At 62.8% G+C, this 14,450-nt stretch carries 12 protein-coding genes; 7 read left to right on the forward strand and 5 right to left on the reverse strand.

Annotated features, from left to right (window positions below; translation table 11 throughout):
- Positions 1–397: 397 nt before the first annotated feature.
- Positions 398–2,437, reverse strand: coding sequence for an aminotransferase class V-fold PLP-dependent enzyme (locus tag CSQ93_RS25965; RefSeq protein ID WP_099380525.1), 2,040 nt, complete (start codon positions 2,435–2,437; stop codon positions 398–400).
- Between the two features lie 153 nt (positions 2,438–2,590).
- Here CSQ93_RS25965 and CSQ93_RS25970 point away from each other — a divergent pair, with 153 nt between their 5' ends.
- Positions 2,591–3,088, forward strand: a complete 498-nt coding sequence (locus tag CSQ93_RS25970; protein WP_035823969.1) for an Lrp/AsnC family transcriptional regulator — start codon at positions 2,591–2,593, stop codon at positions 3,086–3,088.
- Positions 3,089–3,257: 169 nt separating this feature from the next.
- Positions 3,258–5,165, forward strand: a complete 1,908-nt coding sequence (locus CSQ93_RS25975) for a methyl-accepting chemotaxis protein (protein WP_099380526.1) — start codon at positions 3,258–3,260, stop codon at positions 5,163–5,165.
- Here the strand turns inward: CSQ93_RS25975 and CSQ93_RS25980 are convergent.
- Positions 5,128–5,628 carry a thioredoxin family protein gene (locus CSQ93_RS25980; RefSeq protein ID WP_199534517.1) on the reverse strand — a complete coding sequence of 167 codons (501 nt, stop codon included), beginning with the start codon at positions 5,626–5,628 and terminating at the stop codon, positions 5,128–5,130. The genes CSQ93_RS25975 and CSQ93_RS25980 overlap by 38 nt on opposite strands.
- Before the next feature lie 154 nt (positions 5,629–5,782).
- On the opposite strand from CSQ93_RS25980, the gene CSQ93_RS25985 reads away from it, so the two are divergent.
- The 4 genes from CSQ93_RS25985 to CSQ93_RS26000 all read left to right on the forward strand — a co-directional run bounded on the left by CSQ93_RS25985 (position 5,783) and on the right by CSQ93_RS26000 (position 10,359).
- Positions 5,783–6,073 carry a DUF3349 domain-containing protein gene (locus CSQ93_RS25985; RefSeq protein WP_233516356.1) on the forward strand — a complete coding sequence of 97 codons (291 nt, stop codon included), beginning with the start codon at positions 5,783–5,785 and terminating at the stop codon, positions 6,071–6,073.
- Between the two features lie 79 nt (positions 6,074–6,152).
- Positions 6,153–7,319: an HPP family protein gene (locus tag CSQ93_RS25990; protein ID WP_099380528.1), complete on the forward strand. Its 1,167-nt coding sequence runs from the start codon at positions 6,153–6,155 to the stop codon at positions 7,317–7,319.
- Positions 7,316–8,413 carry a M48 family metallopeptidase gene (locus tag CSQ93_RS25995; protein ID WP_099380529.1) on the forward strand — a complete coding sequence of 366 codons (1,098 nt, stop codon included), beginning with the start codon at positions 7,316–7,318 and terminating at the stop codon, positions 8,411–8,413. Before CSQ93_RS25990 ends, CSQ93_RS25995 begins: the two co-directional genes overlap by 4 nt.
- A gap of 134 nt (positions 8,414–8,547) precedes the next feature.
- Entirely contained in the window at positions 8,548–10,359 is a 1,812-nt protein-coding gene (locus CSQ93_RS26000; RefSeq protein WP_099380530.1) for a DUF885 domain-containing protein, read from the forward strand.
- A gap of 71 nt (positions 10,360–10,430) precedes the next feature.
- Here CSQ93_RS26000 and CSQ93_RS26005 read toward each other — a convergent pair whose 3' ends face one another.
- The 3 genes from CSQ93_RS26005 to CSQ93_RS26015 form a co-directional block, all read right to left on the reverse strand.
- Positions 10,431–11,270 carry an HDOD domain-containing protein gene (locus tag CSQ93_RS26005; RefSeq protein ID WP_099380531.1) on the reverse strand — a complete coding sequence of 280 codons (840 nt, stop codon included), beginning with the start codon at positions 11,268–11,270 and terminating at the stop codon, positions 10,431–10,433.
- A 76-nt stretch (positions 11,271–11,346) separates the two neighbouring features.
- A complete protein-coding gene (locus tag CSQ93_RS26010) occupies positions 11,347–12,147 on the reverse strand; it encodes an ArsR family transcriptional regulator (protein WP_233516353.1) in 801 nt (266 codons plus the stop codon).
- Between the two features lie 112 nt (positions 12,148–12,259).
- Entirely contained in the window at positions 12,260–12,904 is a 645-nt protein-coding gene (locus CSQ93_RS26015; protein ID WP_099380533.1) for a TetR/AcrR family transcriptional regulator C-terminal domain-containing protein, read from the reverse strand.
- An 80-nt stretch (positions 12,905–12,984) separates the two neighbouring features.
- Between CSQ93_RS26015 and CSQ93_RS26020 the strand changes: the two genes are divergently transcribed.
- Complete coding sequence (locus tag CSQ93_RS26020; protein WP_099380534.1) at positions 12,985–14,430, forward strand: FAD-dependent monooxygenase; 1,446 nt, start codon at positions 12,985–12,987, stop codon at positions 14,428–14,430.
- The last annotated feature ends 20 nt before the right edge of the window (positions 14,431–14,450 follow it).

Below are 14,450 nucleotides of genomic sequence, written 5' to 3' on the forward strand. Positions count from 1 at the left end.
CTTTGGAAATCTGTTCCTTGATCTGCTGCGTGACGACTGCGGTGTACTCTTTCAACTTGGCCTCGCTAGGTGCGTGCAGGCAGCCAGCGGCCGCCGTCACGCTGGCCCAGTCTGGAAGAACACGATCGGACACTGGCGAAGACGGAAAGCGAAGCGCCGGAGCGTTGCGACGAATCTCAGGGTATAGGGAGATTTTCTGAACTTCATCGTAGGGGCGCCCTGCGCGCAAGACCGTGCGCTAGCGTACATACCCGGCGCTTTAGGGGCGTACCGGCAAAGAAATCAGCGCGTCAAGCGGGAGAAAAATGCCTGGAGGAAATGAACGGAGGGAAAGGCGTAGCAGCACCGTGCCAATGATGGCACGGTGCAATATTTCAAGGAAGAAAATTCAAGCAGCTCATGCAGCGATGGCCAGCGGGTGACGCGTCGCCTCCGCCATTGCCATGCCGCCGTTGAGTTGCCATGCCGCGCCATGACCGAGACGGCGCAGGCAGGCGGCGGCGCGCGCGCTGCGGTTGCCGCTACGGCAGAAAAAGACCAGCGGACGCTGCGGCTGCTGCAACCATGCGGCCACCTGTCCCGCCAGACGGCTCAGCGGTACGCTGCGCACCTCGCAGCCCTCGAATACCGTGCCGGCGCAAGCCGCGTGTTCATACGCTTCGCGCACGTCGACAAGGATGGCATCGGGATGCTGGCGCAGGAAGGCGGGCAAGGCGGCCGCATCGAGCTGCAATTCGGCGGCCGGCACGATGCCGTCCCGCACGGTGCGCACGGTAGCGCAAATGCTGCCGTCGTCGCATGCGGCGCACAGCACGGTATCTTGCGTCACCAGCGCCGCATCCAGCAAGGGCGTCAGCGCCTCGGGCGCCAGGGTACCGATAAAAGCGAAGCGCTGCCCCAGCACATACACATGGTTTTCGCCACACTCGACGCGGAGCAGGCGCTGCTGGCCCAGTGACAGCTCACCGTCGATATCGATGCGGCCCACCTGTTCGATGGCGAGTTCCTGCAGCAGCGACAGGCGCGCCACGCCATGGTCGGCTGGCGCCGTCGTGTGCACGATGGCACGCAAGGTCAAATGCTGGCAGCGGATGAAGGCCGCCAGGCGCGGCACGAGCGCGGCGACGGGATCGATGACGACGCAGCTGGCGCTGGCAGCGTCGCTGAGCAACCAGGTGCACTGGCCATCGACGCTCAGCTGGATTACGCCGTCCTGCGCGCCGTCCTGCGGCGATGACGCCAGCACTGACGGCAGCAAACAACTGCTGCGCAAGGCCTCGCCGCAACGCTCGATGCGCGCGCAGGCAGCGGTAATGGTCGCCGCATCGATCAGGGGGCCGAACGACAAACGAATGGCCGAGCTGGCGCGCCATTGCGGCACGTGCATCGCTTCCAGGACATAACTGGGGAGAGCTTTGGCGGCGGAACAGGCGCTGCCCGAGCTGACGCGCACGCGCGCCGCGTCGAACAGGTCGAGCAGTTCTTTCGACGACAGTCCCGGCACGGAAAAATTGAGCGTCGTCGGCAAGGACAAGTCAAACGGCATATTGAAAACGATGCCGGGGAAAGCGCGTTCCAGGCTGGCCACCAGCTGCTCGCGGAACGCGGCCAGGTCGGCGTGGCTGCGGAAGGTCTTGCCATCGTCGAGCGCGGCCAGCACGGCGCCCAGGGCGGCGATGCCGGCCATGTTTTCCGTGCCCGAGCGCAGGCCCGCTTCCTGGCCGCCGCCCATCATCAGGGGCGTAAAAGGCGCGCCGGCGCGCACGTACAGCATGCCGATGCCCTTGGGCGCATACAGCTTGTGGCCGGAAAACGGCGCGTAATCGATGCGCGTGGCGGCCAGGTTCAGTTTCAGCTTGCCCAGCGCCTGCACGCAATCGACCATCCAGTAGGCATCGGCGCCGCGCTCCTGCAGCAGTTGTGCGATGGCGGACAAATCGCTGACGACGCCCGTTTCATTATTCGCCGCCATCGTGCACAGCATGGCCGCGTCGCCGATCAGCGCACCGAGCGCCTGCAGATCGTGGCGCCCCTGCGCATCGACGGGCAGCTTGCGCACTTCCAGGTTCAAGCCCAAGAGCCGGTTCCAGTGCGCCAGACTTTCCGGCACGGCCTTGTGCTCGGTCGCGCCATACAGCAGCAGGCTGCCGATGCGCTTGCCGGCATCGCGCCGTTCGCGCAGCGCGCACAGGGCCGACAGCACGGCCGTCTGGATGCCTTCGGTGGCGCCGCTGTTGAACATCAAGCGGCCGTCGCCCACGCCCAGCAGGTCGCTGGCGCGCCGGCGCACGCCATCCATCATGGCCTTGGCCTGCAACCCCGTCGCGTGGGTGCTGCTGGGATTGCCATAGCCCTGCTCCATCGCTTGCCGGGCGGCGGCAACGGCGGCGGGCAGCACGCAAGTGGTGGCATTGCTGTCGAGGTAGATTTCTTTCATGATGGCAGTCTGAGTATTCTATAAAAAGGGCACAGCGCAGGCGGCTGGTACGTATGGATAGTCTACCGGCCTGCTCCCGTGAAGATATGCCAAAAAATGCTGCAAACAAGGTACCATGCAGCATGCTCATGCCACAAAAGCCGGAATAACAAAATGAATTCACCAAGTACTCAGCTCGACAAATTCGACTGCGCCATCCTGGCCGCCCTGCAGCAGGACGGCACCTTGTCGATCGCCGCCCTCAGCGAGAAGATCGGCCTGTCGAGCACGCCGTGCTGGAAGCGGGTCAAGCGCCTGGAGGAAGAGGGCTATATCGAAAGCCGCGTGGCCATCGTCAACCGGCAAAAAGTGGGCTTGCCCGTGACCGTGTTCGTCAGCGTGCGCACGGGCCAGCACGATGAAAAATGGCTACGCCGCTTCGCCGCCGCCGTCATCGTCTTGCCCGAGGTACAGGAATTTCACCGCATGAGCGGCGACATCGATTACCTGCTGAAAGTCGTCACCACCGATATCAAGGGTTATGACACGTTTTATAAAAAGCTCATCAAAGCGGTGCAATTGACGGGCGTGTCGTCCGCTTTTTCCATGGAGCAAATCAAGTGCAGCACGGAATTACCGTTGGAATTGATCGCCCACGGCTTGCCTGCCTGAGGCGTTTTCCGGCCATGCCAGGCGGAGGTGAAAAATCGCGTTGCTGCAATGCAACATAAATGAACGAAAAGCAGCAATGGTGAGGCGGGACGCGCTGCGCGGCCGGTATACTGTCCCCTTGCCTGCCCGCTTTTCTTCCTCTTGCGCAGGCCATCGCACAAGGTCTTCCATGTCTCTGCTCCGCCGCCTCTCCATCCAGAAAAAACTCCTGTTCAGCATGGGCTTGTGCCTGCTGCTCTTCATGACGATCTCGTCTTTCCTTAGCGTACGCATGAGCAGCGATTACGTGCGCGAACGCGTCGTCAGCCAGGAATTGCCGGCCCAGGTGGGCGAGATCCGTAACGACGTGCTGCGCCAGATCAGCCAGCCCCTGTCCGTGGTGCAGACCATGGCCAACGATATCTATCTGCAAGACTGGGAAGATGCTGGCTTGCCCGACAGCGGGATCGCCACCTTCCAGCGCTACGCCAGCGTGCTCAAGGAAAAGAACAAAGCCGCCTCGATCAACTGGGCCTCGGCCAGCACGGGCAAGTATTTCACCACCGAAGGCTTGTTGCGCACCCTGGACAAGAACCAGGCCGCGGACCAGTGGTTTTATGGCTTGCTGGCCGGCGACAAGGCTTATACGCTCGACATCGACAAGGCGGAAAACTCCAGCGACCTGATGCTGTATCTGAATGCGCGTGGCCAGACGGCGGGCGGCAAACAGATCGCGGCCGGCCTGGGCCTGTCCATCAATGCGCTGGCCGACACCATCCGCAGCTACAAGATCGGCCAGACGGGCCATGTCTATCTGGCACGCGCGAATGGCGTGCTGCTGGTGCACCGCGACACGGCCCTGGCCGATGGCAAGCATCAACTCAAGGATTTGCCGGGCTTTAGCGATACCCTGAGCAAGAGCCTGCTGACAGGCAACAAATACGCGTACGCCATCTATGCAGCGCCCGCGGGACGCCAGTTCGTCGCCGCCTCCTTCGTGCCGGAACTGAATCTGTATGTGATGGCGGAAGTGCCGGAAGCGGAAGTGCTGGGCAATGTCACGCGCTCGGCCCTGATCGCCGCGCTGATCGCCGGCCTGGTCGGTGGCGGCATCGCCCTGCTCATCATTTATGTCATCAGCCGCGCCATCGCCGCCCCCGTCGCAAGGGCTGCCGACATGCTCAGCGAGATCGCCAGCGGGAATGGCGACCTGAGCCGCCGCATGCCCGTGGAATCGGAAGACGAGGTCGGTGCGCTGGCCGCCGCCTTCAACCGCTTCGTCGCGTCGCTGAACGTGACGATACGCGAAGTTCGCGACAGTACCGGGGCGATTGCGAGCGCATCGAGCCAGATCGCGTCGGGCAACCTGGACCTGTCGGCGCGCACGGAAGCCCAGGCGTCGAGCCTGGAAGAGACGGCGGCCGCCATGGAAGAACTGACATCGACCGTAAAACAGAACGCGGACAACGCGCGTCAGGCAAACCAGTTGGTGGTGTCGGCCTCGAGTCACGCCGTCAAAGGCGGAGAAGTGGTCGGACAAGTCGTGCAGACGATGGGCGCGATTACGGAAAGTTCACGCAAGATCGCCGACATTATCGGCGTGATCGACGGGATTGCCTTTCAAACCAATATCCTCGCGCTGAATGCGGCGGTCGAGGCGGCGCGCGCGGGCGAACAGGGACGCGGCTTTGCCGTGGTGGCCACCGAGGTGCGCAACCTGGCGCAACGCTCGGCAGCGGCGGCCAAGGAAATCAAGGATTTGATCGTCGATTCGGGCAGCAAGGTGGAAGCGGGCAGCAAGCTGGTCGACTCGGCCGGCGCCACCATGCAGGACATCGTCGTCTCCGTGCAACGCGTCGCCGACCTGATGGGAGAAATCGCTTCGGCCAGCCAGGAACAAAGCCAGGGCATCGCGCAAATCAATGCCACGGTCACGCAGATGGATGACGCCACCCAGCAAAACGCGGCCCTGGTGGAAGAAGCGGCGGCGGCAGCCCAGTCCTTGCAGGATCAGGCCGGCCGCCTGGCGCAGGTGGTCAGCGTCTTCAAGCTCGAAGAGATTACATCGCCGGCGCTTTCACGCTTGCCGCTTGCTTGAAGAAGTCATAAATACCGCTCTCGCTCATGCGACGGGCATTCGCCAGTTCGCCGCCCTTGGTGGCGTACAGCACCTGGTTGCTGTCGCTCGATACGAGCACGGCAGCCGGGATGCCTTTCTTGAGCGGATTGCCATAGGCTTGCGCCACGTCAAGGTTATGGTCGAAGTTACCCACGTCGACCTTGACGACCTTGAACTGCTGTTGCATCAACTCGGCGTTCTTGCCTTCCTTCAATGCCTTGTCCAGCGCGCGGCAATCCTCGCACCAGTTGGCGCCAAAGATCAGCAAGACTGGCACGTGCGCCGCCTTGGCTTCGGCCAGCGCGCGGGCCACGTCGGCCTTGGCGTCCGCCGCCGCGTTGTACGGCAAGTGCGGCGTGGCGACAGGGTTAGCCGGTGTGGGGGCGGCGGCAACGGCGGTGCCGGCAAGCAGCAGGCTGGCAAGGAAAATAGAAAGGCGCATGCGGGACTCCTGAGAGAAATCGTGAGGCCAGCTGAACAGCTGCCAGCGGGCGTGATTGTCTAGAATATGCGTACCTGTAGGAAATATCCACCATTTAATTACACTGTGCTTATGCGAAAAACGTATAAGCACGCCAAGGAGAAGCTGCTTGAGCATGCCAGATACCCTGCCCCCGACATTGTCCGGCGCCGCGCGCATGCTATGCAGTGCCTATCCCGGCGGCATGCCAGACACGGCGTATTTCGCCGTACTGGCCCTGCTGTATGAACACTTTTCCGACCGCAACCTGGCCGAGCTGATGGCCGCCGTCACGGGCAAGGATGCGGCGCGGGTCCTCAATGACATCTATGCCTGCGCCAGCAGCAAACCGGCGCCGTCCGCCATCGCGGCCGTCAGGAACTTGCTGGCGCGGCACGGCTTGCAAGCCGTCTGCGCCGAGGATTAATGCCCGCAGGCAGCGAAATGGAACGCATGGGATAATATCGGGCTCACACAGAGCAACGCGGCCCGAACGCGCCCTCCCCATGACGACTTCTTTCCTGGCACGCTGGCTGCCGCAACCGAACAACGGCAGCCGCCGCGAACAATTGCGCGCCTGCGCGGGCGCCATCTGCGGCCTGCTGCTGACCGGACTCATCTGCCATTTCCTGCTAGCCCCCGACAGCGCCAGCGTCTACCTGATCGCGCCCATGGGCGCCTCGGCCGTATTGCTGTTCTGCCTGCCGGCCAGCCCGCTGGCGCAACCGTGGTCCGTGGTGGGCGGCAATGTCGTCTCCGGCCTGGTCGGCATGGCTTGCGTCAAATGGCTGGGATCGAGCGTGGGCGTGGCGGCGCTGGCCGCCTGCCTGGCCATCGGCGCCATGTTTGCCCTGCGCTGTTTGCATCCGCCGGGCGGGGCCGTGGCGCTCACTACCGTGGTCGGCGGCGCCAGCGTGCATGCGGCCGGCTTTGAATTCGTCTTCATCACAGTGCTGTTCAATTCCGCCGTGCTGGTCGCCTGCGCCGTGCTGTACAACAACCTGACGGGGCGCCGCTACCCGCACATCCAGCAACTGGTCGCGCCGCATCCGCACGCCACCAAAGATGACATACCCAGCAATCGCCTGGGCTTTTCGCCGGACGACCTCGATGCCGTCTTGCGCCAGCACAGCGAAGTGCTCGACATCAGCCGCGACGATTTGCAAGCGATCTTCCTGCAGACGGAAATGCGCGCCTACCAGCGCCGCTTCGGCGTCGTCACCTGCGCCGACATCATGTCGAAGGACGTGCTCAGCGTGGAATTCGGCACGCCGCTCGATGTGGCCTGGCGCACCATGCGCGAGCACCAGGTGGGCGCCCTGCCCGTGCTGAACCGGGCGCGCCGCGTCATCGGCATCATCACGCAGACGGATTTCCTGCGCCATGGCGGCCTCGACGATTATCAGGGCATGCGCCAGCGCCTGCGCGGCTTGCTGCAGCGCAGCGGCCTGTCCCACAGCGACAAGCCGGAAGTGGCGGGCCAGCTGATGACGCCGTCACCGCACACGGCCCGCCTGGGCACGCCCATCATCGACCTGGTCCCCCTGATGGCCGATGCCGGCTACCACCATATTCCCATCCTCGACGATGAAGAGCGCCTGGCCGGCATCATCAGCCAGTCCGACCTGATGGCGGCCCTGTACGAAAGCCGCTTTGCCGAGGCGGCGGCATGACACCCTTCCAGGCACTGCTGACCGGCCCCGACGGCGGCCCGGCCGGCACGGCCGTCAGCGCGCATTTTTTCGGTGCGCAGCTGGCCATCGATGCGCCCGGCCATGGCGTCGATGTGGCGCAGCTGGTTGTCAGCGTGGGCGGTGTCGATGGACCGGAACTGTTCCTGAACTGGCTCGATGGCCAAGGCCGGCAAGCGTCGTTGCAACCGCTGACGGCGAGCGACATCGCCATCGTGTTAAAAGAAGCGCCGGCGGCGCTGCAGCCGCAATTGCAGCGCTTGTGGGGCGAACGCCAGCGCAACCGGCGGCAAGTGTCGGGCTGGCTGGCCGGTTTGACGGGCGCGGCCGTCGTCGCGGCCGCCCTGCTGTGGTGGCAAGGCGGCCATGCCGTCGGCGCGCTGGCGGGATGGATACCCCTGTCGACGGAAAAGCAGTTGGGCGAGCTGGCCCTCGCGCAAGTGCGCGCGCAGGGCGGCATCAGCGAGAGCGGCGTGGCGCAGCAGACGGTGCAGGAAATTGGCCGCAAGCTGACGGCCGGTTCGCGCTACCAGTACCGCTGGCTGGTCAAGCAGGACGATACGGTCAACGCGTTTGCCATGCCAGGCGGCATCATCGTCGTGCATACGGGCTTGCTGCGCCAGGCAGCCGATCCGGGCGAACTGGCTGGCGTGCTGGCGCATGAAGTGCAGCATGTGGAGCAGCGCCATTCGCTGCGGCAAATGATCAGCAGCCTGGGCTGGGGCGCCTTGGTGGGCGTGACTATCGGCGACATCAGCGCCGTGGCCGCCATGCTGGCGCACCAGGCCGGCACCCTGTATTTCAGCCGCGACATGGAAGAGGAAGCTGACCGCCTCGGTTTGCTGGCCTTGCAGCGCGCGCAGATCCGCCCCGACGGCATGCTGCGCTTTTTCCAGAAGCTCGATGACAAGGACAAGGCCAAGGTGCCGGGCTGGATTTCCTCGCACCCGCAAACGGCGGCGCGCGCGCAGCAGATCCGCAGCCTGATCGCCGCCACGCCCTGCCCCGCCTGCGTCCCGTTGGCCAGCCAGCACTGGCAGGCGATGAAAGCCTTGCTCGCGCCGGCAGACAAATAGCAACATTCCTCCCGCACAATTTATCCAAACGTACTGGGCAATGGCGTATGCTTACGCCCCGGCTGTTCCTCACGACCGGCCACCCCGACCTCGCTAAGCCTCCGTTCATACCCTCCTTACAAAGGACATCGCGCATGAAGCATCGTTTTGCCGCCGGCACCCTCGGCACCCTGGCCATCTCCCTGTTGCTTGCTTACGCGCCCATGGCGCAAGCTGCCCAGCCCGCAGCCAAAAGCGTGGCCGTCAGCGCGCCGCAAGCCAAGCAGCGGTTGCAGGTCGTGGCCGATCAGTACTACGATGCGCTGGCCCGTTTCGAGCCGATCAACGCCACAGAGAGCGGCGACAACCGTTTTGACGACCAGCTCGGTTCAGCCATCGTCCCTGCCGCGCGGGCAAAGCAGTTCGCGCTGTACCGCCAGTACCAGAAGACCCTGCGCAGCATTGCCCGCGCACAGCTGTCGCACCAGGACCAGATCAACTACGATATCCTCGACTATGAACTGGCCACGGCGCTGAGCTTCGAGCGCTTCCCCGAATACCTGCTGCCCTTGAACCAGATGGACAGCATGCCCGTCACCCTGGCCAATTATGCGGGTGGCGAGGCATCGCAGCCTTTGACCACCGTCAAGGAGTATGACGCTTACCTGAGCCGTATCGGCCAGTTGCCGGGCTGGATAGACCAGGCCATCGCCAATATGCGCGTCGGCATGCAAAAAGGCATCGTGCTGCCGAAGGCGCTGACGGAATCGGCCTTGCCGCAATTTAAAAAGCTCGTCAGCGCCACGCCGCAGGACAGCGTCTATTACACGCCCGTCAAGAACCTGCCGGCCAGCTTTTCCGACGCGGACAAGGCGCGCCTGACGCAAACCTACACCGTCATCATCGAAGCCAAGCTGATGCCTGCGCTGCAGCGCCTGTCCACCTTCATGGAACGCGATTACCTGCCAGCCAGCCGCGCGAGCAGCGGCTGGAGCGCCCTGCCCGATGGGGCTGCCTGGTACCAGGCGCGCGTGGCCAGCAGCACCACCACGGATCTGAAACCGGAGCAGATCCACGCCATCGGCTTGAAGGAAGTGGCGCGCATCCAGGAACAATATGCGATCGTGGGCCCGAAGATGGGCTACAACGGCCCGGCCGCCGGCTTGCCCGTGTGGGTGTCGCAGCAGGAAAAATTCCGCCCGTTCAAGACGGAGCAGGAAGTGCTCGACGTCTATCGCAAGCTGAACGTGCTGCTAGACAGCAAATTGCCCGCCCTGTTTACCCTGGTGCCGAAGGCGCCGCTGGACTTGCGCCTGGAACCTGAACTGAGCCGCGACACGGCCGCCGACCACTACACGGCGCCGGCCGCCGATGGTTCGCGCCCTGGCGTGTTCTGGTCCGTCGTCACGGATCCGAAACTGTATGGCGACACGGGCATGACCACGCTGTTCCTGCACGAAGGCAAGCCTGGCCACCATTTCCACCTGGCGCTGGTGCAAGAGATGGATTTGCCGAACTTCCGCCGCTTCGGCGGCAACAATGCCTTCACGGAAGGCTGGGCCCTATATGCGGAAACCCTGGGCAAGGAAATGGGCCTGTTCGACGATCCGGCCCAGTATTTCGGCCACTTGAACGACGAGATGCTGCGCGCCGTGCGCCTGGTGGTCGACACGGGCTTGCACACCAAGGGCTGGACGCGCGAGCAAACGATCAAGTACATGCGCGACACCCTCGGCTATGACGCCGTGGCGAAAAGCGAAACGGAACGCTACATGGCCTGGCCGGGCCAGGCGCTGGGTTACAAGATCGGCTCGCTGAAAATCGTCGAACTGCGCCAGCGCGCGCAACTGGCGCTGGGCGACAAGTTCAGCCTGCCGAAGTTCCACGAAGTCGTGCTGAGCGACGGCACCCTGCCCCTGAAACTGCTGGAAGCGAAGGTCGACCGGTGGATCGCGCAGCAGAAATAAGCGGCGGCGCCTGAAAACAAAACGGCAGCACCTCGATGGCGCTGCCGTTTTTTTGCCGCTGGCGTTTCCAGCTACACCAGCAACGCCGCACTCATCGAGCGCACTTCCTCGGCCGATTCGGCCAGGATGCTTTGCAAGGTCTCGTTGTCGATAATGAAATCGATGACGGAATCGGAGGGTGTGAGCATTTCCACGTACGTCACCTGCAAGGGCGACGGTACGGGCGACAGTTGCTTAGCCAACAACAAGGTATCGAGCAGGGAGTCGGGCGGGATGGACAGCAAGCCATCGCGCAAGCCTTCGATGGCTTCGCTCACGGCCAGCGGGATCAGCAGTTTCTTCATGACTTCGCGGGAAATGATCTCTTCGGCGGACTCCATCCAGTGATCCGTATCGTCGTCGAGCAGGCCGGGAAATTCATCGGCACGTGACAGCAGGTAAAAACCGCCCACCTCATGCACGATACCGGCGAACAGCGCCGTGTCGGCATCGACGTGCGTCACGCGGCGGGCCAACACGTGCGCCAGCGCCGCCACATGCGCCGTGTGCTCCCACAGCTGGGTCGCCTTCTGGCGCAGGATGGGGTCGATGATCTTGCTGCCGAACTGGCGCACCACCATGGCCGCCACCAGCGCATACAGATTGCGGTAACCCATGCGCATGACAGCGGCGCGCACGCTGGTCACGGGTGCCGCATCGCCGCGGCTGTACACGGCCGAGTTGGCCAGCGCGACCGTGCGCGCGGCCAGCAAGGGCTCGGCCAATACCAGTTTGATCGCATGGTCGATATGGCAGTCCGGTTCAGCCAGGGCCAATTGCAATTGCAATGCGGAATTAACACTCGTGGGAAACGTTAATTCTCCGCGCACCGCCTGAGAAACAATCAAACCGAAAGCCTGCAGTTTATTCATCATACGATCAATCCGCCTCAGATATTATTCTGGCCAACAATTTCATGCATCAGAAATTGAATGCCAGGCCCGGCCTTTAGAATACAGATGGCGTGCCAATCGCTTGCATTGAGGAATCTGGCAATGCCAGCGCATGCAATTGCGATTCATCGCCGATGACAAACAACTTCGGCTGCTGTAATACCTGCAGCAGGAATGGCTGGCCTTCACGCAGACGCCGGCGATAATCGGCCAGCGTATATAAGTTGGGATTGATTTTACGCCTTAAGGTTCGCTCGGCCGGCGCCAATCCCGTCAACAGATCGCCATAATTGGCTTCTTCGCCCACCAGCAGCAAATCGATGGCGCTGCCAGGCATATCCTGTCCCTTCGCCGTGGCACCCGACACGAATGCCAGGTGCAACTGGTCGCGCAAGGGCGCCAGAGTCATGCTGAGGACGCCAACGATGCCGAAAGTTTTCTGCACCAGTCCGCTCAATTCCGGATACACGAGGCTTTCCTTGTTGGGCCAGAAGCGCCGCACATTGCCGATCCGCTCCGACGTGATCAGGCCTGACTCATGCAGGCGACGCAGTTCCCGTTGCGCCGACGCGCTGCCAAGGCCGGTCAGGCGCATGATCTCGTTCAAGTGAAAGCCTTCATTCACGCGAACAAACAACAATCCCAGCAGTTTCTGCTGGGCGGGGGTAAACAGGGCTTGGGCAATCATGCGCCAAATCTTAGCATGAATAAACTGACAATTGGCGTGGCCCGGCCATGAGCGGGCATTTGCGCAACACGTGTTCCGGCCGCGACCAGTGCCGGCCGTGCTGGCGACACTCGGCATCGCCGGACAGGCCACGGCACGATCCACAATGGTGCCGACGAGGGAAATCAATGTGAGTGCTCACTATAAAGCTAACAAGGCAACAATAAAATACGCGGCAAAAGAAGGAAAATGATCGAATATACCCGACAATAAAAATACACAGCTGTCAGACAGATTAACTCTATATACCCTGATTTGTTTTAATTTTTTCCTGCAAGCCGATCATAATCAAATCGAGGCCCGCATCAAAACGATCATCGATATCCGCATTAAAAATAGCATCCATAGAAGCGAGCACGTGCGGATAATTATCGGCCGCCATGGCCGTGAAATCGGCGCGCCGGCTCGATAATGCATTCATGGCGGCGCTCCCCGGTCCCGCGCCTTGCGCTTCCATGACAAAACCGAGCACATAATATAGCAGCGTAAATGCGCTCCAGCTGGCCAGTTTCTCCGATGCCCCAGCTGCACGCATCGGGCCGATTAACGCTTCGGCGACGCGAAACACATTTTCCGATATCACATAGGTACCGCCAAAGACGCGCACGCCATCGCGGCGGGCCGATAACGCCGCGCGCATTTGCGCCGCCACCTGGCGCAGCCGCGCATCCCAGCCCGCCCCCTCATCGACGTTCCTTGCCACATCTTCGATCAACACGTCGGCCATGCCATCGAGCAAAGCCTGCTTGTTCGCAAAATGCCAGTACAACGAAGCGGCCTTGATGCCCATCGCATCGGCCAGGCGACGCATGGTCAAGCCCTCGATACCCACTTCGTCCAGCAGCTCGAGCGCCCTGGCCACCACGGCTTCGCGTTGAATTTTCATTTTCCTGTCATTTCCCTTGAAACTCTAACGTCGTTAGTTTACCATTTTGCGTAGACTAACAACGTTAGATTGAGAGTGACATGCACAATAGCGATATCGAAGTCATCATCGTGGGCGCCGGTCCCGTCGGCCTGACCCTGGCCTGCGAATTGCGCCTGGCCGGCATCCGCGTGGCCATCCTCGAGCGGCGGCCGCAACGCAACGCGCATTCGCGCGCGCTGACCATCCATGGCCGCACCCTGGAAATGCTGGGCTTGCGGGGTCTGGACCAGCGCTTTGTTGCGCTGGGCACGTCCTTTTCCAGCGGCCATTACGCGGGCCTCGATACCCGGCTCGACTTTTCCGGCTTCGACACGCCCCATCCCTACACCTTGTTTCTGCCGCAAAGCACGACAGAACGCCTGCTGGAAGAGCAATTGCTGGAAGACGGCGTGGCGATTGTTCGCGGCGCGCTCGTGGAACAGACACAGCAGGATGACGATGGCGTCACGGTGGCCGGCACGCATGACGGCGTCCCCTTCTGCCTGCGTGCCCGTTACCTGGTCGGCACCGATGGCGGTCGCAGCCTCGTGCGCCAGCAGGCGGGCATCGCCTTCGACGGCGTGGCGGCCACTTGCAGCATGCTCATGGGAGATGTACAGCTGCGCCATCCGCCCGCGTCACCCATGCTGTCCCTGACGAACGCAGCAGGTAGCCTGATGATCCTGCCGCTGGGGCAAGGCCGCCACCGCGTCATCACCATGAATGCGCGTCGTCCCAAGCCCGCGGCAGCGGAAGCGGCCAGCGTGGAGGAATTGTCGCAAGCCAGCACGGACATCGCGGACTACGATTTCGGCCTGCATGACGCCAGTTGGCTATCGCGCTTCAGCGATGAAACACGGCTGGCCGGGCGCTACCGCCAGGGGCGCGTCTTCCTGGCCGGCGATGCCGCCCACATCCACATGCCGGCAGGCGGCCAGGGCATGAACGTGGGCATGCAGGATGCCATGAACCTGGGCTGGAAGCTGGCCGGCGTGCTCAAGGGCTATGCACCGGACAGCCTGCTCGACAGCTACCATGCGGAGCGCCATCCCGTTGGCCTGTCTGTGCAGCACAATACCCTCGCGCAAACGGCCATGCTGACGCGTTTTGACGCGCGTACCCTGGCCCTGCGCGCCACCATCAGCGACATGCTGGCGCAGCCGGACGTCAACCGCGCGCTGGCCAGCGAGTTATCGGGCTTTGGCGTGCGCTATCCCATCTCGCTGGGCGCTGACGCGAGCACCGGCAGCGCAGACTGGACCGGCCGGCGCGTGCCCGACTGGCTGCTGCGTCTGGCCGACGGCACGGCCGTGGGCATCCATGAACTGCTGCATGCGGGAAAATGGCTACAACTGGCCGTTGGCGATGCCACCCACGCGACACCAGCGTATCGTTTCGACGCGGCCTGGCTCACTTCGCGGACCATCAAACCCGGCTGCCCGCAACTGGCCGGCATCAAGAGCCTGCTGATCCGTCCCGACGGCTATGCGGACCACGCGGTCTGATTGACTTATCTCAAGACGAA

Origin of the sequence: Janthinobacterium sp. BJB426, assembly GCF_002735705.1 — a bacterium.
Lineage (GTDB): Bacteria > Pseudomonadota > Gammaproteobacteria > Burkholderiales > Burkholderiaceae_D > Janthinobacterium.